At 53.4% G+C, this 21,379-nt stretch carries 16 protein-coding genes, 2 tRNA genes and 2 pseudogenes; 11 read left to right on the top strand and 9 right to left on the bottom strand.

From position 1 onward, the window contains the following. Positions 1-8 precede the first annotated feature (8 nt). Entirely contained in the window at positions 9-944 is a 936-nt protein-coding gene (locus KTE_RS10210) for an EamA family transporter (RefSeq protein WP_201380710.1), read from the bottom strand. An 812-nt stretch (positions 945-1,756) separates the two neighbouring features. Next, positions 1,757-2,131: a hypothetical protein gene (locus tag KTE_RS10205; protein ID WP_201380708.1), complete on the bottom strand. Its 375-nt coding sequence runs from the start codon at positions 2,129-2,131 to the stop codon at positions 1,757-1,759. A 637-nt stretch (positions 2,132-2,768) separates the two neighbouring features. Between KTE_RS10205 and KTE_RS49540 the strand changes: the two are divergent. The 3 genes and pseudogenes from KTE_RS49540 to KTE_RS10195 all read left to right on the top strand — a co-directional run. After that, positions 2,769-2,873 (top strand): annotated as a pseudogene (locus tag KTE_RS49540) (oxidoreductase); the annotation flags it as partial. 121 nt (positions 2,874-2,994) lie between these two features. Then, entirely contained in the window at positions 2,995-3,432 is a 438-nt protein-coding gene (locus KTE_RS10200) for a DUF1269 domain-containing protein (RefSeq protein ID WP_201380706.1), read from the top strand. 444 nt (positions 3,433-3,876) lie between these two features. Beyond that, a tRNA-Lys gene (locus KTE_RS10195) sits at positions 3,877-3,946 on the top strand. Positions 3,947-4,122: 176 nt separating this feature from the next. Here KTE_RS10195 and KTE_RS10190 read toward each other — a convergent pair. Continuing rightward, positions 4,123-4,205, bottom strand: a tRNA-Leu gene (locus KTE_RS10190). A gap of 225 nt (positions 4,206-4,430) precedes the next feature. Between KTE_RS10190 and mnmG the strand changes: the two genes are divergently transcribed. From mnmG to KTE_RS10175, 3 genes are all read left to right on the top strand, one after another. Then, positions 4,431-6,491: a tRNA uridine-5-carboxymethylaminomethyl(34) synthesis enzyme MnmG gene (mnmG, locus tag KTE_RS10185; protein WP_201380704.1), complete on the top strand. Its 2,061-nt coding sequence runs from the start codon at positions 4,431-4,433 to the stop codon at positions 6,489-6,491. 335 nt (positions 6,492-6,826) lie between these two features. Beyond that, the gene (locus KTE_RS10180) at positions 6,827-7,510 is read left to right on the top strand and encodes a response regulator transcription factor (protein ID WP_040442483.1); all 684 of its coding nucleotides are present in this window, start codon (positions 6,827-6,829) and stop codon (positions 7,508-7,510) included. 453 nt (positions 7,511-7,963) lie between these two features. Beyond that, positions 7,964-9,175, top strand: a complete 1,212-nt coding sequence (locus KTE_RS10175; RefSeq protein ID WP_201380703.1) for a HAMP domain-containing sensor histidine kinase — start codon at positions 7,964-7,966, stop codon at positions 9,173-9,175. A 143-nt stretch (positions 9,176-9,318) separates the two neighbouring features. Here the strand turns inward: KTE_RS10175 and nfi are convergent, their stop codons facing one another. From nfi to KTE_RS10160, 3 genes are read right to left on the bottom strand one after another with little or no spacing between them, the layout of a single operon-like run. Beyond that, positions 9,319-10,026 (bottom strand): deoxyribonuclease V, encoded by a 708-nt coding sequence (gene nfi, locus KTE_RS10170; RefSeq protein WP_201380700.1) that lies wholly within the window; start codon positions 10,024-10,026, stop codon positions 9,319-9,321. A 36-nt stretch (positions 10,027-10,062) separates the two neighbouring features. Beyond that, positions 10,063-10,821 carry a bifunctional 2-polyprenyl-6-hydroxyphenol methylase/3-demethylubiquinol 3-O-methyltransferase UbiG gene (locus KTE_RS10165; protein ID WP_201380698.1) on the bottom strand — a complete coding sequence of 253 codons (759 nt, stop codon included), beginning with the start codon at positions 10,819-10,821 and terminating at the stop codon, positions 10,063-10,065. Between the two features lie 32 nt (positions 10,822-10,853). Then, positions 10,854-11,528, bottom strand: a complete 675-nt coding sequence (locus KTE_RS10160) for a nuclear transport factor 2 family protein (RefSeq protein ID WP_201380696.1) — start codon at positions 11,526-11,528, stop codon at positions 10,854-10,856. 161 nt (positions 11,529-11,689) lie between these two features. Between KTE_RS10160 and KTE_RS10155 the strand changes: the two genes are divergently transcribed. Beyond that, on the top strand, positions 11,690-12,688 hold the full coding sequence (locus KTE_RS10155) for an alcohol dehydrogenase catalytic domain-containing protein (protein ID WP_201380694.1): 999 nt from the start codon (positions 11,690-11,692) through the stop codon (positions 12,686-12,688). A gap of 63 nt (positions 12,689-12,751) precedes the next feature. Further along, positions 12,752-13,921 (top strand): mannosyltransferase family protein, encoded by a 1,170-nt coding sequence (locus KTE_RS10150; RefSeq protein WP_201380692.1) that lies wholly within the window; start codon positions 12,752-12,754, stop codon positions 13,919-13,921. A gap of 28 nt (positions 13,922-13,949) precedes the next feature. On the opposite strand, the pseudogene KTE_RS49535 reads toward KTE_RS10150, so the two are convergent. Then, a pseudogene (locus KTE_RS49535) lies at positions 13,950-14,087 on the bottom strand (3-oxoacyl-[acyl-carrier-protein] reductase); the annotation flags it as partial. A 453-nt stretch (positions 14,088-14,540) separates the two neighbouring features. Here KTE_RS49535 and KTE_RS10145 point away from each other — a divergent pair. Together KTE_RS10145 and KTE_RS10140 are read left to right on the top strand one after the other, a co-directional pair. Continuing rightward, on the top strand, positions 14,541-16,193 hold the full coding sequence (locus KTE_RS10145; protein ID WP_201380690.1) for a sodium:solute symporter family protein: 1,653 nt from the start codon (positions 14,541-14,543) through the stop codon (positions 16,191-16,193). Positions 16,194-16,215: 22 nt separating this feature from the next. Beyond that, a complete protein-coding gene (locus tag KTE_RS10140) occupies positions 16,216-16,464 on the top strand; it encodes a hypothetical protein (RefSeq protein ID WP_201380687.1) in 249 nt (82 codons plus the stop codon). 69 nt (positions 16,465-16,533) lie between these two features. Here KTE_RS10140 and ppdK read toward each other — a convergent pair whose 3' ends face one another. Next, positions 16,534-19,314: a pyruvate, phosphate dikinase gene (gene ppdK, locus KTE_RS10135; RefSeq protein WP_201380685.1), complete on the bottom strand. Its 2,781-nt coding sequence runs from the start codon at positions 19,312-19,314 to the stop codon at positions 16,534-16,536. A gap of 222 nt (positions 19,315-19,536) precedes the next feature. Continuing rightward, the gene (locus KTE_RS10130; protein ID WP_201380683.1) at positions 19,537-20,121 is read right to left on the bottom strand and encodes a HEPN domain-containing protein; all 585 of its coding nucleotides are present in this window, start codon (positions 20,119-20,121) and stop codon (positions 19,537-19,539) included. Positions 20,122-20,677: 556 nt separating this feature from the next. Between KTE_RS10130 and KTE_RS10125 the strand changes: the two genes are divergently transcribed. Beyond that, positions 20,678-21,337, top strand: coding sequence for a hypothetical protein (locus tag KTE_RS10125; RefSeq protein WP_201380681.1), 660 nt, complete (start codon positions 20,678-20,680; stop codon positions 21,335-21,337). The last annotated feature ends 42 nt before the right edge of the window (positions 21,338-21,379 follow it).

The raw sequence follows: 21,379 nt of genomic DNA, 5'->3' as shown, positions 1-21,379 counted from the left end.
TGACATACTCATATGTGGATGACTGTAAGTACGGTGAGACCACACATAACTATTCCAATGCCGAGCTTTTGATTGGCCATCAACCGCTCACCCAGGACCAGAACTCCAAATAAGACGGAAATTAAAGAGTAATTAGAGGAGATAGCGGCAATCATGCCAGGTTTAATGGTTTGGGCCGCTATGCCAAAGGTAATGATCGCCAGGCATTCCAGGATGCCAGCCCCTATGGCGAATAGGATGCCGACAGGTTTATGGAAAAGCGCGTTCAAGCTCATAAAAAGGGTTCTGTCCTCTTTGCTGATTGAGTAGCGCACGAATAAGAGTATTGTGAGTGTGTATGAGCTAAAGACGAAGGTGAGGAATACGGGTGTGAACCAGCCGTGAAGCGGCGAAGAGGCTCCGATGCCGATATCCACCAGTCCAAAGGCGATGGGCGTGATGCAGGCCCAGCGAACGCCCTTCCCGGAGAGTAGCTTTTCGGGCTTTTTCTTGAGGAGCAGACGTATGTTCGGTATGTTGACCGAGGCCAGGAACACCCCAATGATGATGGCCCCAATGGCGAATCCATCAAATAAGGTAATATGCTCTTGCAGGAAGAGAGTCGAAAGAAGCAAGGTAAAGACCGCACTGGTAGAAGAGATCGGGCTTGTGATCGCGACCGGACCAAGCTCTAGAGAGCGGTACAAAGCGAGGTAGCCTATGACGGTGAGCACGCCTGTACTCGCGCCGATGAGGAGGCCCGATGCTGAGATGACAAAGGTATGAGATGGGTAATGCCAGAAGAGAATAGCCAGGGTAACAATCAAGGTAAGCAAGCCGCTGAAATGAGAAATAATGGTAGTGGTAAAGGTGGTTAAACGTCTCGTGGACAGCGTTGCGATGGAATCCGCTATGCCCCATAGAAGAGCGACCCCTCCTCCAAGCGCAATTCCTATAAGCTGCATATTATATTTTCTCCTTTTATTGCATCTGTTCTCTCTGAGGCTTGCTGTAGACGAGCCTTTATACTGGGGTAGTGACAAATTGAGAACAGATGCTTCGCTGCATATTCGGCCTACATGTGGCATTGTTGAGAAGTGAAGGAATAAAGTCTTCCACGACTGACAAGGCGTTTTTATTTCAATGTTTTCATTCATAGGTGCGGCGCAAACGGGAAAAGTCATATTTAGCATCAGGTGTATCTTCAGCCATGAAAGCTCCAGTTAAGACGGGAAACACTGGCATCGATCTTCCCCCTCACCATGCTCTTATTTCATGGCAGGCTTGCCTGGTGGTGCCATCCATTTATCTGTAGTAGATGTTCCTAGTTTTGCGTTGAACTTTGAATAGTACGTATGTGTCATAGCTGCTATATAGCAAAAAATATGTACTTTTATGTATCTATTTTATAGAAACGCATTGATCAGTTAAAATTAACATATGGTTTGACAAAAATTTCTAAGTGATGTTGTGCTTTTAAAGTCAGCTATGCATGAAGATAATATGTTGTTGCTCACGCCTGTAAATTAATGCTTGTTGAATCTGCTCACTCTCCACCTGTTCAATAGGGGTAAAGATCTACTGGAAGGATTATCTCAGTGCCGAGGCCAGGCGGGAGCACACAAACTACTCTCCCATTGGGGATTTGAACCTGCCGAGTAAAAGGAAAAGGAGCAAAAGAACAGCAAGAACAAGGACAAATAGCGAGCTTAGCCAAGTAATCGATTTTACTAGGACAGGAGATTGGTATGTCTCCTGTCCACAAGAACAACCTATTTTAAGGCGCATACCGTTTGAGAGCCTCAGCGTTATCAGCTTTCGTCTGAGCACGTTGTTCAGGTGTCACGCAGACTGTATCTCCGACAAATGACTCACGCCACACATAGCCGGTGCGGCAAGAAGCTTTTCCATATGCCCCTTGCGGATTGACGCGATACTGAGCCTGAATATTGTCCGCCTTCGCCTGAGCGCGTTGTTCAGGCGTCACACAGACATGGTCACCTTCAAACGCTTCGCGCCATACATAGCCTGAAGCGCACGTATCGGGTCCATATGGGCCGACTGTGGCCTTGAGTGTTGCCGCGTAGCTTGAGGGATGACTAAAAATCCCCATGATCAGTAACAGACTTGCCAAACCAATGAGTGAAGTCAAACAACGTTTGAACACCTTTTCCCTCTTTTTCTCTTAGGGAACTCTTTTGAGACTCAACATCGCTTGAAAGAAGGTTCCACCAGTTGCAGTGAGTTTTCAACTAGCGTGGTCTGTCTCTACATAACCCTCTCTCAGGACGGATGCTTTTCACTCCCCTCAGAACGAATAGATTGTTTCCAATGTTTCGGCTGTGATAAAGGACAAGGAGATTCAATTTCATTGGAGCGCTCTGACTTCTCTCGAATGGATAATATGTTAATTGCTTTCTGATCCGCTACAATAAAGCGTTGCACGATACGCTTTTTGGTTATGTACTAGCTTTTGTAAATATAGTTTTGAACTAACTGCGATTAGTTGAAGCAATGCCAGTTTCTCACATTTATGGTCTTCTTTGCTGATGTAAGCGCTTATAGGCTTTATGGCTTACTGTATACGCTTTTGCCATTGTTCATGCTTGTGTGTCTCGTCTTCGTAGCGAAAAGCCAGCTCAATGTAAAGATCTTCACCGCTCTGTTTGAGATGGATCTGTATAGTGACAGAAAGCAGGAGGCTCTTGCTATCAAGCACGACGAGACAGGCTCGAAGTGTTGGAGGAGTGCAGCGCGCATAATCACAAAAAACAGAGAAAAATGTTAAAAACGTGGAAGGGCTGCTTTTCACGGTTCAGAAGGCGCTGCCGCTGATACCAGATAGCGCATCGATAATTATAGATGCATCCATCATTGCCAGCAAAGGGTTGCCAGAAAAGAAGTAACCTACCAAAACGACGCTGGTTTGCTCAACCAACGGCAACGTTTAGCCTGGAGGTGAAGGACCAATGGAAGAAACGATGAAGAAAATTTTCTCTGCGGAGGAGCAAAGAAATGGCTGAGAGTAGGTTGATTGCGCTGGTGTTTGACGGTGAGCAGGAAGCGGAACAGCTGTGGCTGCGGACTCAAGAATTAAAGAGAAGCGGTCTCATTCCACCTGGGGATGCAGCGATAGTTATCATCCGGCTGGATGGCCAGGTCATCGTGCAACAAGTGGTAGATCCCACAGATGGAGATGCTTTTAACGCCCAAACATGGGAATATGTCATCAAAACGCTGCTCTCTGGGTGGGGTAAGAGCATTGATGATTGGTTTGTCCAGCAGGTGAAGCAACACCTTCTTCCAGGGACATCCGCTCTCTTTCTCTTGGTAGATCCGTCCAAGGCTCAAGATGTCGTTCACGCGTTAAGCGGTTACCCAGGTAAGCGCTTCTACAGCGCGCTGTCAACAGAAGATAAGGCAAGGATTAGAGCGGCTGCCGGGCAGGCATAGTCGTCGATGAGCAAAGCAAGGCTGACAATCACTGAGTGCTGGGGTTCGCCTCATGATGAGGCACGTCTCCTCAGGTGACAGGCGATATCACGTCTAGCAGCCGTTCATGGTAGCTCAGGTGGCGGAGCACTGTCAGGGCACGGAACTGCAATCGCGTACAGAGGTCACTGGTTCGAGTCCAGTCGTGGGGTTCTCACTTTTTTCCATACTTTGTCTTTACACCCAGTACGCTGCTCGCAGTAAGGGTTAAGTATCCATGTTTCACTGAACTCGTGTCCTGTGATGCCCTGCGTCACCGAGCGACAGGCTACACCACAGATTGTCAGCTTTCCGCAGATGACACAGGGAAGTTCTTTATCAAATGTAAGTTCAACACAGATCTCATCCATATCTTTCCCTTTCTTTCTTTTAGGATATGAACCAGGGAAAGGTGATCCTACTTGACCTCATGGTGCAACGGCTAGCATAGGAGACTTTTAATCTCCTGACGAGGGTTCGATTTCCTTTGAGGGCGTTTAGCTAAATAATTGAAAATCTGAAGGTCTGGGGATATGCTGATCCCCAGACCTAGAAGTGCTTTTCTGACCCTGGGGATTTCCAAAAAAACGACAAAAAAAGAGAGCCTTCAGGCTCTTTCGTGGAAATTTCTCTTTTTCTGAGGCCGCTTCTCAAGCGGGTTTCGTGAGAGGGTAGGGCGAGAGGGACTCGAACCCTCACGGCCTCTCAGCCTGGGGATTTTAAGTCCCCTGCGTCTACCATTTCGCCATCGCCCCGTGTGTGCCACGATAATAGCACGTTCAGCGGCTTTCGTCAATCATTTTTGACGGTTGGGTCGATATTTTATTCTGCCTGATTGTTGAAACAGTCATTAGCGCTGAAAACGTGAAAAATCCTAGCTGGCGTGTCAAATATTGACGCTGGTGAACGACTGGGGCATAATATGAGCCGTGTTGGAGTGAAGAAACATTCATAGAGAAGAAGCGACCAGGTACGGAAATATGACTAACAGTGGAGAGAGCTTGCACACATCCTCTGAGCCGCGTGTGCACGGCTATTATGATGTTATCGTTGTGGGCGCGGGACACGCGGGCTGCGAGTCCGCGCTGGCCAGCGCGCGCATGGGACTCAAGACCCTATTGCTCACGATGAATCTGGATAGCGTGGCCTTGATGCCCTGTAACCCTTCTATGGGTGGACCGGCCAAGGGACACCTGATCAAGGAGATTGATGCCCTTGGCGGCGAGATCGGGCGCAATACCGACCGCACCTTTATCCAGATGCGCCTGCTGAATACCAGTAAGGGGCCAGCGGTTCAGGCCTTGCGCGCGCAATGTGATAAGCAGGCTTACCGCCTGGCGATGAAGTTTGTGCTGGAGAGCCAGCCAAATCTCGATCTACGGCAGGCGACGATCTTGCGCTTGCTGAGCACGCAGCGCGAGGATGGGCGGCATGTGATGTATGGCGTGGTGACCAGCAACGGTTGGGAGTATCATGCGCGCTCAGTGGTGATGACGACGGGCACATTTATTAATGGTCGCCTGGTGGTTGGCGAGAAGACGCAGCCAGGCGGGCGCGCCGGAGAAGGTCCGGCGCTAGGTATCTCCGATTCGCTGCGTGCACTGGGCCTGGAGATGCGGCGTTTTAAGACGGGTACTCCCCCGCGTATCGATGCACGCACAATAGATTTCAGCAAGACGGAGCGCCAGCCAGGAAGTACTGTCCCGCTCTATTTTTCGCAGGATACAGAGGCGCGCGAGGATATCCAGGTACCCGGCGGGAAACCAAACTCGGTCTATCCTGTGCTGGAGGAGGACCTGCGCGGCTGGCGTCCGCAGTTGCCTTGCTATCTGGTGCGAACAACCGAGCGCACCCATCAGATTATTCGTGATAACCTGCATCGTTCTCCCCTCTATACTGGCATCATCGAAGGTGTTGGACCGCGCTACTGCCCCTCTATTGAGGATAAGATTGTGCGCTTTGCCGACAAGGTCTCGCACCAGATCTTTCTGGAGCCGGAGGGCTGGCGTACGGGCGAGGTCTATGTCCAGGGCATGAATACCAGCCTCCCCGAGGATGTGCAGTTGGAGATGCTGCGCAGTATTCCCGCGCTGGCGAAGGCGGAGATCATGCGGGTTGGCTATGCCGTCGAGTATGACTATGTCTTGCCCACACAGCTCTTCCCTACGATGGAGACCAAGCCCGTAGCGGGTCTCTTCCTGGCGGGCCAGATCAATGGTACCTCCGGGTATGAGGAGGCCGCGGCTCAGGGCATCATGGCGGGCATTAATGCCGCGCTCTATGCGCGTGGCGAGGATGGCTTTGTGCTGGGGCGACATGAAGCCTACATCGGTGTCTTGATCGACGACCTGGTGACTCGTCCTATGAGCGAGCCCTATCGCCTGCATACCTCGCGGGCCGAGCACAGACTCTTGCTGCGCCCTGAGAGCGCTGATCTGCGCCTGGGCGATCATGCCTATCGCCTGGGCATGATTGGAGATGAGCGCTATGAGCAGGTAGTGCGCAAGCGAGAGGCCATCCAGAGTACCCTGGAGGTGTTGGAGGGCGTGAGCTTTACCTCCTCAAGGGTTACAGAGCAGCACGCCGAGACGCTGGGAATTGCCCCGCTGGGACAGAAGATGTCCGCGAAAGAGCTATTGCGGCGTCCAACAGTGAAGTACTTCCAGGTCGCTCAACTCTCGCAACGTATGGTTGAAGAGCACGCAAACATGGATGGCGCGGAGTCTGCGCCCAGGATCTTTATGGAACTGACCGACCTGCCAGAGGATACTGCTGAAGAGGTTGAGCTCCAGGTCAAGTATGAGAACTATGTGCGCAAGCAGGAGCAATTGGTGCGCCGCACCTCGCGCCTGGAAGAGATGCGTATTCCGGAGAACCTGGATTACCGCGATGTGCAGCACCTGCGTACGGAGGCGCGCCAGAAGCTGCTTAAGACGCAGCCAAGGACGGTTGGGCAGGCCTCACGTGTAGAGGGAGTAACCCCCGCGGATATAGCCATTTTGATGGTGTATATCCAGAAAGTACGGGCTTTAAGGCTGTAATCTTGACATAAGCCTATAGTACTGTGTACCATACACAGGCATAGGGGTTATAAAATATTAGTAAGAAGAAAAAGCAGTAACATTAAACATCCTCCTCGAGTGGTGGTACTGCTTTTTTTCAGTAACCATGTTGGGGGAGAGATCGCTGATGGAAGGGAGTAGCGACGTTATACCCACGCTCATAAGCGCAGACTACCCAATGGTTAACCTGGTTCACATGGGGTAAATGGCAATTACGTAATTAGGTAATTGCCTATATGTTAGATGGACATTGGGAAGTGCCCACAGCCCACAGCAGTGTGCACGGCAACCTGAAAGACAGGAGAGGGAAGACTGTGTACATTCTCGTCGTAGATGACGACCGCTTTGCCAATACGCTGGTGCAATTTGTACTGAGCAAAGAGGGATACGAGGTAGAAACGGCGGATAACCCTCGCGGGGCCTTGCAAATGATTCAGAAGCGAGAACCGGACCTCTTGATTCTGGACGTCACGATGCCGTATATCAATGGTTTTGAGTTTTCCGCCAAGCTAAAGGCGGAAGGCTATGAGATCCCCCTTATTTTTATGACGGCCCAGGACACCATTGAGGCGAAGCTCCAGGGGTTCAACATTGGCGCAGATGATTACATCTGCAAGCCCTATAACCACCAGGAACTGGTGGCGCGTGTGCAGGCCGTTTTGCGTCGGATCAAAAAGAGTGGCAAAACGGGCAACCAGAGTATCCGTGGAGGGCAGATAGAGCTCTTCCCGGCCGAACTGAAAGTCGCCGTGACGGGGAAGCAGCCCGTTACCCTGACACCCACCGAGATGCATGTTTTGCGCGTATTAATGCATAGCGCGGGCCAGGTGGTGAATAGAGATCAATTATTGGCGGAGGTCTGGAACGATAACGAGAACAACAGTAATATCGTCGATGTCTACATCCGTCGCTTGCGCGTCAAGCTGGAGGACGATCCAGACAAGCCGCTCTACATTCTCTCGGTGCGCGGCGTTGGCTATAAGTTTGTAGGCAAGTAGACAAGTAGGCAAGTAAAGATGTAGGGATGTGCTCATTTCTTTGCACGCGAACCATAGGCCCCCATTTATGACTCTGCTGGGAAATTTTGTCTGGACAAGTTGCCGAGCTTGGAGAGCTGCACACAGTGCAAGGGAGCGCTCAAAATTCGGTAGGGACCCGGTTTACCGCGTCCAAAGGCGATTCATCGCCTGTGGGCGCAGCCCGAAAGACGCTGAAAAAGACCTTTCACGTCACCATGCGCTCGCCACCTCGCAAAAATACGGCTGCGCCGACATGCCATACATGGCCTTCGAACGCGGTAAACCGGGTCCCTACCAACAATTCGGGCGCTTCTCACAAGCTTGTTCGAACAACCTGATAAAATTTTCCAGCAGAGTCATAAATGCGGCGTCTATGGGACAAATTTTGAATTGCACATGTTGGAAATGTAGGGGGTCAGGGTGCGGAAAGATATGTCACAAGAAGGGTCAGGAACAGGTCGAGAAGAGGAGACATATGACCTGGCGGTCGTGTCGCCTCGCCGGGGGCGCCGCAAGCGTGAGGAGACGGTGCCGTTGGAGCGTGAGTTGGTGCTTACGTCTTTTATGACGCATAGTCCGGACGCGCTACTGGTCCTGGATAAAGACTTTTGCCTGCGCGACAGCAATCCAGCGGCCAGGGAGATGTTGCGCTTACCTGGAGGCAAGCCGGGGACGCTGTGGAAATGTCGCGAAGTATTACGCTGCAAGAACCTGAACCGTATGGAGCTGTGTGGAACTTCGAGCTGTCCCCTGACGCGGGTCCTGCAACAGGATGAGCCGCTACAGAACGAAGAACTGCTGGTCGGGGCAAAGGAGGAGATTTTTTGCGAAGTCTCCTCCAGTGTAACTCCTATTCGTATAGCCGAACAGCCGTACGCAGTTTTGGCTCTGCGGGACCTCTCAGCCCTCAAGGTGGCGAACCAGGTGCGCTCGAATTTTGTCTCAATGGTTTCACATGAGTTGCGCACACCCTTAAACTCGGTCCACGGCTTTATTGAGCTTCTCTGGCAGGGGCATATGGGCGAATTGAATGATGAGCAGCGCCTCTACCTGGGATACGCTCAAGAGGGGGTGCAGCAGCTTATCTCAATCGTCGAAGACATTTTGTTTATGACGCGCTCGGACCTGGGACAGTTTGAAACTAAGCAGCAAGGCGTACAGTTGCTAGAGCTGGTTCGCCTGGTGACGCGGAGTTTGCAGCCGCAGGCGCTGAAGGCGGGGGTTGCGCTCGTCCTGGAGATTGCGCCCGAGACGCCCCTCTTGTATGTTGATCCGCAGCGCATCAAGCAAGTCTTAAATAACCTGATCTCCAATGCCATTAAATATACACCACCCGGTGGCTCGGTGACTATTACGGCCAGCGTGCATGATGCACACTTTCAGATGATCAGTGTCACCGATACTGGCTATGGTATTCAGGTTGAGGATCGCCCACATATTTTTGAGCGCTTCTACCAATCCAACCATAGTCAGCAATCGAAAATGGGTGGGTATGGCCTGGGCCTCTCAATCGCCAGGTTGATCGTAGAGCAGCATGGTGGCACCATCAGCTTTGATACCGTGGTAGGCAAAGGTTCGTCTTTCTACTTCACACTGCCCATCCTGGAAGGGGCAAAGCGCCAGAAGGCCGCGAGCCGAGAGTAGCCCTGTATGTTACGACCACAGATATGTAGGCGCGTGCTTTAGTGGTGAATTCACATAATCTGTAGGGTCCATGCCGGCATGGACCCTACAGATTATGTGAATTCACCATTTAGCAGCGCATCCCCATATCTTGTCGCCGCTTACTACGACCACAGGGTGGGTTGCTCAGATGCTTCTGGCTCGACCCAGGTTTTGTCTTTGGAGAGCTTATCGGCCTGGCGCGTTGGCTCCGGCAGACGGTAGCCTTTACTACAGGCCAGAACGTAGCGGATGCTGGTCTCCAGGCTAATGAGATGCCCTGGCGAGATAATCATGGGGTTAACACGTGTGCGCGTGCGCACCATGGCACCAATGACCTCTTTTTTGTAAATGAGAGGAACCCAGGAGCCAGCCTCTTCGCCGAGAGCCTCTTTATCGTAGTGTCCAACCAGCAGTGACTTGGCGCAGCCGATGGTGGGGATATTGAGCCAGAGACCCAGGTGCGCGCCAATGCCGATGCGCCTGGGGTGAGCGATACCCTGACCATCTACCATGACCAGGTCGGGTTTCTGGCGTAGTTTGCGTATGGCACCCAGGACGCTAGGCGCCTCGCGAAACGAGAGGAGACCCGGCACATAGGGCATTTGTATCGGCTCCTCGTAGATGTGCCGCTCCACAATCTCCAGGTCGGGGAAGGAGAGGAGCACCACGGCCGCCTGAGCCATATTATGCTCTTCGTGGATGGCCATATCGACTCCCGCGATGTAGCGTACCTCGCCTACCTGATCCTCCAGAATAATATGCTGCGCCAGTTCATGTTGCAGGGCGATTGCCGCCTCCGGGCTCAGATTCCATGGGTGCGGTATCTGCATATGCCTTTCCCTTCTCTGCGTTGTGAATATTATGTGTTATCGGGCCTCGGCGATACAAATCAGGCGTGGACTCTCTAGCTGGTAGGGCGCCAGGTCATAGTCGCCATAGGTATCCTTTACCTGAAAGCCTGCCTGCTCCAAAAGGAGTTCAATCTCTCCACGTTCGAAGAGGTAATGATGTGTCGTGACGACCGTACGTTGAACGGGTCCGCCCTGGTGATGCTGATCATAAAAGTGTGTTAGCTCCAGCAGGTGGCGATCATGCGAGGCGGCCGGGCTGACAAAGTGGGAGAGCCAGGTTTGATCATCGGATTGCCAGGTTCCCTGATGTAGCATTTGCCCGCTCATACCCTCCATATAGCGCAGGTCACCGTTGCTAATATCCAGGATGAAAGTGCCTCCGACCGAGAGATGGGCACGAATGGCGGCCAGGGCCTGTTTCTGCTGGACGCGTGATGTAATGTGTGCAAAGGAGCCAAGCGCGATAAAGGCCAGGCGATATTTCTGCTCCAGGCGCAGAGTGCAGACATCTTGCTGTACCAGGGTACAGTGTTTGCTGAGACCAGCGTCATCTAATACCTGGCGTGCGAGGTCCAACATTTGCGCTGAGGTATCGACGCCCGTAACCTCGTAGCCATCTTCTGCCAGGGGAAGCAGGACGCGGCCACTGCCGCAGGCCAACTCCAGAATCTTGCCGCCGCAGAGTTCAGCGAAGTTGCGATACATATCGAAATCTTCGCTGAACTGGGCGTGTTCGGCATCATAAAAAGGCGCAATCAGGTCATAGTTATTCATGATTGAAAACCCTTGCAGGGCGGGGAGAGATGCTAGATGCCATCGGCCTCCACAATCTTCCAACTGCCATTTATCTTATTGAGCGTGAGGTGAACAACGTACACTTTGTTGGTACGTGTGACCGTTACAGCAATTTTCGCGACGGTATTGTTCAATGATACCAGACGGGGGCTGCTACTTTCAATGCTTCCCAGTTGTTGATCGGCGCTTTGTGCGGCACTTGTAAAGGTCTCTTCGTCTGAAATCTGAGTTGTGCTCCCATCATCGTGTGTGATAGAGAAGCTCGCACCTGGCGATACATAGGTATAGGCCTTTGTATAGTCCATTGTCTGCAATGATTGATAGTAGAGGGTGACCCTGGTCGGTGCCTGTACGGTGTCAGACTGGACCAGGCTGACGCCCAGGTAGCCTAAGACGCCACAGATACCACATCCCAGGAGTGTCACACCTCCCAGCACACCCAGGGTAATCCAGAGCCAGAGGAGAGAGGACTTCTTACGTGGTGGCGGCATAACCGGGTAGGGATAGGGGGGCATGCCTGGAGCAGGGAATGGGCCCGCCGGTGGTGGGTAGGGATAGCCCTGGTAGGCAGGTAGTGGGGCCTGATACTGCCCAGAGGGAATATGTGACGGCGTGGCTTGCGCAGGCGTTGTAGGTGGTAGAGGCATATCAGTGGACAGTGTTGGCTCATTGGGATCAAAGGACATATGAGTGCTCTCTTTTCTTATATAATGGTATGTTACTGTGTCGAACGCGGCAATAGAATATGTTCTATAGAAGTGCATGTATGTAGGGACAGTATAGTTCAGGAACAATAGAATTTACAAGCTTCATGCTTTAAACTAAGCTATCAGGAGGAAAGGATCACATGCGCGCGTTAGTGTATGGAGCGCGAGGCCTGGCCTTAGAACATGGCTACCCACAGCCGCAGCCTGGAGAGGGCGAGGCACTGATCCGGGTTGTGCAGGCGGGCATTTGCAATACAGACCTGGAGATTACGCGAGGGTATAAAGGCTTTCAGGGAGTGCTGGGGCATGAGTTTGTCGGAGTGGTCGAGACGATCCAGGGGCTTGACACACGCTCGCAATATAGCCATCTGCTGGGTCAGCGCGTAGTTGGTGAGATCAATATTCCCTGCCGTGGCGCGCAGTGCTGGTATTGTCGCCAGGGAATGTATTCCCACTGCCCTCGACGAGCGGCGCTGGGTATTGTTGGCCGGGATGGCGCCTTTGCCGACTATCTCACCCTGCCCGTTGAGAATCTGCACCTGGTACCCGACGAGATCAGCGACGAGGAGGCGGTCTTTGTGGAGCCGCTCGCGGCAAATTTTGAGATGCTGGAGCAGGTGCATATCACGCCCAGTATGCGCATGCTGGTACTTGGCGATGGCAAGATGGGGCAACTGGCGGGCCAGGTCCTGGCTCTGAGCGGGGGCGAGGTCTGGATGGCAGGAAAACACGAGGAGAAACTAGCCCTTGCGCGCAAGCGAGGCATCGTGACGCTTACAGTAGCCGAGGCTGAATGCCTGGTGCAGAAGGGCGAGCGCCTCGATCTGCTGGTGGAGTGTACTGGCTCGGAACGGGGCCTGGACATGGCTTTACGCCTGGTGCGGCCACGAGGAACCATTGTACTCAAGAGTACTGTCGCGGAGAAAGGCGCGCTGGATCTCTCCCGTATCGTCGTTAACGAGATACGCGTGCAGGGATCACGCTGTGGACCCTTCGAGCCAGCCCTGCGAGCCTTGCGCCAGAAGGGTGTTGAGGTTTTGCCCCTTATCAGTGCGCGTTACGTCTTCGAGGATGCTGTCGCGGCCTTTCACCAAGCTGAACAGAAAGGCATGCTCAAGGTTCTGCTCAAAATGCATTAATACCCGTACTCTGCTATACTAGAAGCTTATCAATAAAAGCCATCAACACGAAGCATGGAGGATATGCGTGTGTTATCAGTGCGGAAAAGGGCCTGGCAAGAAGCCACCTGGCCCTTTGCTTTGAGTCGTCTCCTCGCGATTATCCTGACTTATCTCGGAACAACTCGCTTCCCCTTAGTCGGGGAGTGGAACAGGCACGGCTGCTCTATTTCTGTGCATGATTGTCTCTTTTCCTGGATGCGTTATGATGTGCTTGCGTATGTAGGCATTGCCATGCATGGCTATAGCGTGACCAGGGATACCGCGTTCTTCCCACTCTGGCCTTTGTTGATGCATTGTGTTGGCGTGTTGCTGGGAGGTTCGATCCTGGCCTATTTTTTAACGGGCCTGGTGCTCTCAAACCTCTTCTTTTTCCTGGCCCTGATCGTTTTCTACAAGTTATTGGAGCAAGAGTTTGATGCTACAATTGCCAGGAACGCTCTCTGGTACTTAACATTTACCCCCTTCGCGATCTTTTTTGTTATTCCCTACACTGAGTCGTTATTCTTGTTGCTTTGTATCCTTTGTTTTTACTTTTTGCATCGTGGTGGCACATATGACTGGTGGCTGGCGGGCCTATGTGGACTGCTGGCCTCTATGACGCGTTCAGCGGGTTTATTCCTGGTCCTGCCGTATTTTATTGTGTATGCACGGCGTTATGTGCTTCCCTTGCCACTGACGCTAGCATGTTGGCGCGAGAAGGTGGGGGCGTTACTGCCTCTTCTACTCATTCCATTGGGTCTGGGCTGCTATATGCTCTATCTATGGTACGCCAAAGGCGATCCACTGCTTTTTAGCAAGCAAGAGGTCACGTGGGGACGGCGGTTTGAACTTCCCTGGCAGCCCATCTGGTTTGGTATCCAGCAGGTCTTCGATCCCACTTTACGCGCCAGGTTTAACGCGATGGATCTGGCCTTCGTCTTGCTTCCACTACTGACTCTTGTACTGGGCTGGAGACGCCTCCCTTTGCACTATACACTCTTCGCCCTGGTTATGGCGTTCTTTCCTCTGTGTTATCCACAGTTTAATACACTATCTTCGTTCCCACGCTACCTAGTTGTCATTTTTCCCGTGGTGATGATCCATGCTCTCTGGAGTAAACATCCACGCTTCGATAAAGCCTACCTGGCACTGATGGCACCGTTATGGGGCTTGAATGTCATGCTTTTCATCAACCACTACTGGGTTGCTTAGTAGATGTAAGAGATAGAGGTGCTCCTTTTTAGCCGCGTAGGAGCGACGAGGCGCCATCGATCCAGACCTCGGTGCCGCTGATATGGCTGGAGACATCTGAGGCCAGGAAGAGCGCCAGTTGTGCCACCAGCTCTGAGTTGGCGGATTCGCCATCGGCCAGGGGTAAGGAATAGGATATATTGCCTACAAAAATTATGTATTAGATCGACCATTGATAGGTCAACTTTAAACTTGAATGCTTGAACTTGTACACCTTTGGGGCATGTGAAACGTGTTTTTCATAAGACGTTGAAGCCTTGTTCGTAGAGCTTTGATCTGCTATAGCCTTCTTAAGTAAGAAAGCTCCAACGCTGCATCGATAAATAGGAATTAAAAGATCGCGACTTTTCGTTGAGTTTTTACCCGATGGTTGGTATGTGGTTGAGGAGGAGTTCCGCGCACCTGTCTCGTGCGGCATGTATTTGAAACCGGGGGAAGCGTCGTTAGGGGGAGGGGCCACCGACATGCCGTTGGGTTCTACACGCTGGTTCTGGTAAGAGAGACGCCACGAGGGTGCCTCTATGCTTTGGCGTGCCATGAAGCGATCCGAGGTTTCCTCTACGCTCAAAGGAGATATATTATGTTGACCCTTGCATCCACGCAAGTGAATGTGCCAACAGCGAATCTCGGCTGGGTAGATTACCTGATTATTGGTATTTACTTCTGCGTGACGCTGGGCATTGGTTTCGCGCTGCGAAGACGCATGCGCTCTTCCGAGGACTTTTTCCTTTCTGGCCGTTCGCTTCCAAGCTGGGTAACAGGCCTGGCCTTTGTGGGCGCGAACCTGGGCGCGCTCGAAATTCTAGGTATGGGCGCCAATGCCGCGCAGTACGGCTTTATGCAGGCCCACTTCTACTGGATTGGTGCTATTCCAGCCATGCTGTTTGTGGCCATCTTTATGATGCCATTCTACTATGGTAGTAAGACACACTCGGTTCCAGGCTTCCTCAAGTTACGCTTTAACGAAGCCACCCGTGGCTTTAACGCCATTTCTTTTGGTGTGTTGACGATCCTGACTTCTGGAATTAACATGTATGCCGCCGCGCTGGTGTTTAACGTCCTGTTTGGCCTGGACCTCAACATCTGCATCTGGATTTCTGCGGCCTTTATCATGGCCTATATCCTCCTTGGCGGTCTCTCGTCCTCCATTTATAACGAGACCCTGCAATTCTTCCTGATCGTCCTGGGTCTCTTACCGCTTACTCTGATTGGTCTGAACCATGTAGGCGGTTGGGCGGGCCTCCAGGCTAAGGTGAATAATCCCGCCTTCTTCCACCTATGGCAGGGGACGGCCGGGAACAACAACCCCTTTGGTGTCAACTTCATTGGCATCGTGCTGGGCCTGGGCTTTGTCCTGAGCTTTGGCTACTGGTGTACCGACTTCCTGGTCGTGCAGCGCGCGCTGGCGGCTGAGGACGAGGCGGCTGCCGAACGCACGCCCTTGATCGCGGCCTTCCCCAAGCTCTTCTTCCCCTTTATCGCTATCGTTCCCGGACTGGTCATTTTCTCGCTGATGCCGCACCTGGGCCAGGGAGGCGGCTTCCAGAACTCCTATAACATGGCGATCCCATACGCGATGGTGCAGTTCTTCCCCAGTGGCCTGCTGGGCCTTGGGCTAACGGCATTGCTGGCATCTTTTATGTCTGGTATGGCTGGTAATGTGACCGCATTCAATACCGTCTGGACGTATGACATCTATCGCTCATATATCAAGAAGGACGCGCCTGATAGCCACTATCTGTGGATGGGCCGCATTATTACCGTCGTTGGTATTGTGCTGAGCGTCGGCACAGCTTACCTGGCGGCAAGCTTCAACAGTATCATGGACTATGTCCAGGCGCTCTTCTCCATCTTTAATGCGCCGCTGCTGGCGACGTTCCTGCTGGGTATGTTCTGGCGTCGCACGACTGGTTGGGGTGGTTTTGTTGGCCTGGTGGTGGGGACGGCGACTTCGATTAGCCTCTGGCTCATGGAGCAGTACCACATGATCTCTATGGGGAGCAGCCAGGGGTCGAGCATGTGGCGCGCTCTGATCGCCTGGTCGGTTTGTTTCGTGGTGACCATCGTTGTCTCGCTCGTTACCAAGCCGAAACCCGCTAGTGAGCTGAAGGGCCTGGTCTACAGTATGACGCCGAAGCGTGAGGTTGTGGAGACTGTCTGGTATAAGAAACCTCTGGTACTGGCTGGTATCGCCTTGGCGATCTTCGCGCTCTTAAACATCATCTTCTTCTAGCCAGCGAAAGGACGTAATGATTATGAGTCAACAAGATGTGCGCAACATGGAAAAGTCGGGCGAGACACATCGGCTCTCTATCGCCTTAACTATTGGCACGACCATTGGGGTTATCGGGCTGGTGCTCCTCCTCTATGGAGCATTCGGCACAGGTGCCGAATATAACCGTAGCGATGGCTTCAATATCAACCTGTGGTGGGGGCTGGTAATGCTCATCGTAGGCGCAGTCATGGCAGGAGGCAGCTTCCTGTCAAACCGTAAAAAGCGCTAATCTTGATGAGAAAAAGTGGGTCGGTCGGAGCATACGCTCTGACCGACCCACTTTTTCTCATCAAGACTCTTATTTATCGCGCTCGGACTGGTGCAGCGCGGCCTGCGCGGCAGCCAGGCGTGCGACGGGAACGCGGAAGGGCGAGCAACTCACGTAGTCGAGGCCGACTTCGTGGCAGAAGGCGATGCTTTCAGGATCACCACCATGCTCACCGCAGATGCCCAGCTCAATATCCTTGTTGGTGTGGCGTCCCTTGGCTACGGCCATGGCGACCAGCTGGCCCACGCCCTCACGATCAAGGGTCTGGAAGGGATTGGTAGGCAGAATCTTAACCTTGTCCTTCTGACCGGGAACATCCAGGCCATCGACATACTTGAGCAAGAACTTGCCCTCGGCGTCGTCACGGCTGTAGCCGAAGGTGGTCTGTGTCAGGTCGTTGGTGCCGAAGCTAAAGAAGTCGGAGACCGGTGCGATCTGATCGGCGGTCACGGCGGCGCGTGGAACCTCGATCATGGTGCCGAATTTGTACGCGATGGCGCCACCAGACTCGCGCGCGATCTCCGTGGCGACGCTCTCCAACTGCCTCCGGACCTCGCGTAGCTCATTGACGTGACCGACCAGCGGGATCATAATCTTCGGCTGGAGCTTCTTGCCCTCACGCGCTAGCTCGGCTGCGGCCTCCAGGATGGCGCGCGTCTGCATAATGTTGATCTCAGGGAAGAGCAGGCCGAGGCGACAGCCACGTAAGCCCAGCATGGGGTTCATCTCACGCATAGAGCCGACGGCTTCGAGCATGGCCTTCTTCTCTTGCAGCTCCGCCTCGTGTCCGCCCTGGGTCTCCAGGCGAGTGACCTCGACCAGGAGTTCTTCATAGGAGGGCAGGAACTCATGCAGTGGTGGATCGATCAGGCGAATAACGACCGGGTAGCCCTCGCCCGTTGTGGGGCTGACCATGGCCGAGAAGATGCCTTTAAAGTCGCTGCGCTGGAAGGGCAGCAACTGATCGAGCGCGGCCTGGCGCTCCTGGGGGCTGCGTGCGAGAATCATCTTCTGCACGATGGGGAGGCGCTCCTGCTCCATAAACATATGCTCGGTGCGGCAGAGGCCAATGCCCTCGGCTCCAAAGGCCACGGCGCGCTGTGCATCGCGTGGGTAGTCGGCATTCGCCCAGACGCCAAGCCTGCGTACCTTGTCGGCCCAGCCCAGCAGCGTCTGTAAATCTTCCTCCCTGGCGAAATCGGAATCAACGGTCTGAATGCGACCCTGGAAGACCTCGCCCGTCGCGCCATCAATCGAAATGTCGTCGCCCTCGCGAATAACAATATTAGAATTGTTGACGCGGAAGAGACGCTCGCTATCACTGACGCGGATGCCTTCACAGCCAGCGACACAAGGGAGACCCAGCCCGCGTGCCACAACGGCGGCGTGGCTGGTCGCACCACCGCGTGCGGTGAGGATACCCTTGGCAACGAGCATGCCATGGACGTCATCGGGACTGGTTTCCGGGCGCACCAGTACGACGGATACGCCGGATTTGCCCAGCTCCTCGGCGCGATCCGCGTCGAAGACAGCTTTACCGTAGGCCGCACCCGGTGAGGCGTTCAGGCCCTTTGCGAGCAGGCGGCCCTCCGTCGTGGCCTTTCGCTTCTCCGCCTCATCAAAGCGGGGCAGGAGCAGTTGGTAGACATGCGCTGGTTCAACGCGTTGCAGGGCCTCTTCAGGCGTGATCAAGCCCTCGCGAACCATATCCACGGCGACCTTGATCGCGGCCCTGGCGTTGCGCTTGGCTGAGCGTGTCTGCAACATGTAGAGCCGGCCATGCTCGACCGTAAACTCCAGGTCCTGCATATCGCGGTAGTGCGCCTCCAGGCGTTTGGCGATCTCCAGGAATTGGCGATAGACTTCGGGCAGGTCTTCGTGCAGGCGGCTGATTTTTGATGGCGTACGAATACCGGCGACCACATCCTCACCCTGGGCATTAAGCAAATACTCGCCAAACATCTCGTGCTCGCCGTTTGAGGGGTTGCGGGTAAAGGCCACACCTGTGCCGCTATCACTGCCCATATTGCCGAAGACCATACTCTGGACATTGACGGCGGTTCCCAAATTGTGCGGAATTTTATTGAAGTTGCGGTAGTCGATGGCGCGTTTATTGTTCCAGGAGGCGAAAACGGCCTCGATTGCCTTGCGCAACTGTTCATAGACGTCTGTGGGGAAGGGCTGCCCCGAAGCTCGCTCCGCGACCTGCTTAAATTCGACGACCAGCTCTTTAAGGGCCTGAGCGGGAATCTCGGCATCCGTCTTTGCGCTCGTGCGCTGCTTGTAGGTCTCCAGGATGTGTTCAAAGTCCTGGGGATTAGTATTCAACACGATCTTGCTGAACATCTGAATGAAGCGGCGATAGGCGTCATAGGCGAAGCGCTCGTCCTGTGTTAGGGCTATGAGACCCTGTACAGTTTCGTCATTGATACCCAGGTTCAGCACCGTATCCATCATACCGGGCATAGAGAACTTCGCGCCTGAGCGTACCGAGACCAGGAGTGGATTCTCCCGACCCCCAAACTGTTTGCCAGTCTGTGCTTCGACAATTTGCAGCGCGGCGAGGGCCTGGTTCCACATACCAGCGGGGAACTGTTTCTGTTCCTCGTAGTAGGCATTGCAGACCTCGGTTGTGATTGTAAAGCCGGGAGGAACAGGCAGACCAGCATTAGTCATCTCGGCCACGCCAGCACCCTTACCACCAAGGAGGGCACGCATGGAGGCGTTGCCCTCGCTAAAGAGATAGACCCATTTTCGTGGAGACTGTTTGACAGCCTCCTCCAATTGTGTGTGTGTGATCTGTTGCGTCATGAAGATGTGTCCTCCACTTGTGCTTGTGGACCCTGGCATGGCCTGTCTTCTGTCACATACTTCTGCTCCGAAAACCCTGAGCGCGCTTGTCCCCGAATGGGGGAAGCGCTAGACACGTCAGTGACGTTGGGTTTCGGAATAAGATCATCGACAGGTCAAGAATAAGGCGTACCTTTTCCTGAATGCCAGGACCCTGGTCGCGCTACAAATCGCGACCACTGACTATGTTGTCAAAACAATATTACGTGCCCAGCGTAGGACTGTGCGAGCGCTCTTGATATAGCTACTCGCTTCATCGGCACTGATGACCTCATCGGCCTCTTCAGGAGGGGTGTCGGCGTAAAACGCCTCGGGATGGAACGGCGAGAGCCGGGCCATCTCCTCTTGAATCGAGTCCGGTGCTCCAACCTGTGCGCCCAGTGCGCGCAAGTCATGATTATATGGAGAGCGGCGGCCAATGTTGAGCAAGCTTACAGCTTGCGCAGCCTTTTCCGCCACCTGGTTGCAGTAATCGGCGCAGGCAAAATGACGGCCCAGGCCAATCTCAAGTGTGGCTGTGGTCATATCCTGTGCGGCCTCCGCGAAAAGCCCTAATGCACCCTGGACATCATGGTCCGGGTATACCTCCCTGTCCTCCTCATCCTCCTCACCTCCGAAGGGCGCAGGCGATGCCGCCTCTGCATGAACAAATGGTTGCTGGGTCTGATCCTGTGACTCTACTCCACCCAGGAGGAGAGCTTCTAGATCACTTTCAGTGGAGTCATGATCGCTGTATCGATGGTTGGGCATTTCATGCATGTTAGACATGGTAAGTGTTCCTTCTACAGGGTGCCGAAACATAGGCACGTTTTACGAGGTGTTGTATAGCATTGATTATTAAGTGATGCTATCCCGAACATAGTATTCCTAATCAAGCTAATCTGTCAATGGCTGTAGGAGCATCTTTCGATATGTTTAACGAGTATCAGTTAAGCTAATACTTGTTTGTCATATTGATGTATGTGTATGTAGATGAAGAAAATTTTTTGCGTTGACGTATGTAATGAAATAAATTGCGAGAAAAGCGGAAAGCTGCATAATGGTGTATCAGGCTGTTGGCGACAGGAGCGTTTTGCGCTTCACATACGTGTATCTATGTATGTTGATATAAAAATGGTGATAACTATTCAGGATCTCCCTATACGAGGTGTTCTCAGCGTCGCAGACGCTTCGCCAGGGTTAGAGGGTGTGGTTGGGAGGCTGGCTCTGCCAGCCTCCCAACCACACCCTCTAACCCTGGCGAGCCACGAAGTGGCGAGTGGTCCTGAATAGTTACAAGTGATTAAAAGTGAAAGTGAAGGTGCAAATGAATATAGATAACTCAATGTCTGCTATGCCACAGCCGATCGTGATTGGTGTCTTTGAGAAGCGGGAAAAGGCCGAGGAGGCGTTGGAGGATTTGCGCCGGGCGGGCTTTACGGATCAGCAAATAGGCTTTCTCTATCGTCATCTTGATACTGAGGAGAGCGAGAAAAAAATCTCGACCGAGTCCGCGATTGGGGCCGCGGCAGGTGCCATCGGTGGTGGTGCTTTAAGCAGTTTCCTGACGGCTGCAGCGATCTCAGCCATCCCGGGTGTGGGGCCTGCCATCGCGGGTGGAATCATCTTTGCCGCGCTGGGAGGGGCCGCCCTGGGAGCTATGGCGGGTGGCTTTGTGGGCATGCTGATTGGTATGGGAGTACCCGAAGACGAGGCACATTACTACCAGGGAGAACTGGAGCATGGCCGCACCATTGTCACCGTGAAGAGCAATGAGCGCTATGATGAGGCGCGGCAGGTGCTGAAGCAGTACGGCGCCTATGACGCGACCGAGCGCATGGCGCAACTGCAGCCGGGTGATACGCAAGCTCAGTCCTCGCTCCCGGCGGCAAGTTTCCACGATGAAGACACAGCCGAGCGTGGAACGCCTGAGTACAATCAGAATGTGCCACTTGAAGAGGCCGATACCATCAAAGTCGAGAACTACCACCCACCAGTGCGCTAACAATAACAGAGTAGCCGCGTACGCCAGGAGCGGGCGCGCTCC

Origin of the sequence: Ktedonobacter sp. SOSP1-85 (assembly GCF_016587415.1) — a bacterium.
In the GTDB taxonomy this organism is placed as follows: domain Bacteria; phylum Chloroflexota; class Ktedonobacteria; order Ktedonobacterales; family Ktedonobacteraceae; genus Ktedonobacter.
Note: the sequence above shows the minus strand (reverse complement) of the source record. Positions and strands in the feature narration are given on the sequence as shown.

Excerpts from the sequence above, each read along its gene's own strand:
- KTE_RS10210 (WP_201380710.1), bottom strand. The coding sequence starts at position 944 with ATGCAGCTTATAGGAATTGCGCTTGGAGGAGGGGTCGCTCTTCTATGG.
- KTE_RS10200 (WP_201380706.1), top strand. The coding sequence starts at position 2,995 with ATGGCTGAGAGTAGGTTGATTGCGCTGGTGTTTGACGGTGAGCAGGAA.
- mnmG (WP_201380704.1), top strand. The coding sequence starts at position 4,431 with ATGACTAACAGTGGAGAGAGCTTGCACACATCCTCTGAGCCGCGTGTG.
- KTE_RS10175 (WP_201380703.1), top strand. The coding sequence starts at position 7,964 with ATGTCACAAGAAGGGTCAGGAACAGGTCGAGAAGAGGAGACATATGAC.
- nfi (WP_201380700.1), bottom strand. The coding sequence starts at position 10,026 with ATGCAGATACCGCACCCATGGAATCTGAGCCCGGAGGCGGCAATCGCC.
- KTE_RS10165 (WP_201380698.1), bottom strand. The coding sequence starts at position 10,821 with ATGAATAACTATGACCTGATTGCGCCTTTTTATGATGCCGAACACGCC.
- KTE_RS10160 (WP_201380696.1), bottom strand. The coding sequence starts at position 11,528 with ATGTCCTTTGATCCCAATGAGCCAACACTGTCCACTGATATGCCTCTA.
- KTE_RS10155 (WP_201380694.1), top strand. The coding sequence starts at position 11,690 with ATGCGCGCGTTAGTGTATGGAGCGCGAGGCCTGGCCTTAGAACATGGC.
- KTE_RS10150 (WP_201380692.1), top strand. The coding sequence starts at position 12,752 with ATGCGTGTGTTATCAGTGCGGAAAAGGGCCTGGCAAGAAGCCACCTGG.
- KTE_RS10145 (WP_201380690.1), top strand. The coding sequence starts at position 14,541 with ATGTTGACCCTTGCATCCACGCAAGTGAATGTGCCAACAGCGAATCTC.
- KTE_RS10140 (WP_201380687.1), top strand. The coding sequence starts at position 16,216 with ATGAGTCAACAAGATGTGCGCAACATGGAAAAGTCGGGCGAGACACAT.
- ppdK (WP_201380685.1), bottom strand. The coding sequence starts at position 19,314 with ATGACGCAACAGATCACACACACACAATTGGAGGAGGCTGTCAAACAG.
- KTE_RS10130 (WP_201380683.1), bottom strand. The coding sequence starts at position 20,121 with ATGTCTAACATGCATGAAATGCCCAACCATCGATACAGCGATCATGAC.
- KTE_RS10125 (WP_201380681.1), top strand. The coding sequence starts at position 20,678 with ATGTCTGCTATGCCACAGCCGATCGTGATTGGTGTCTTTGAGAAGCGG.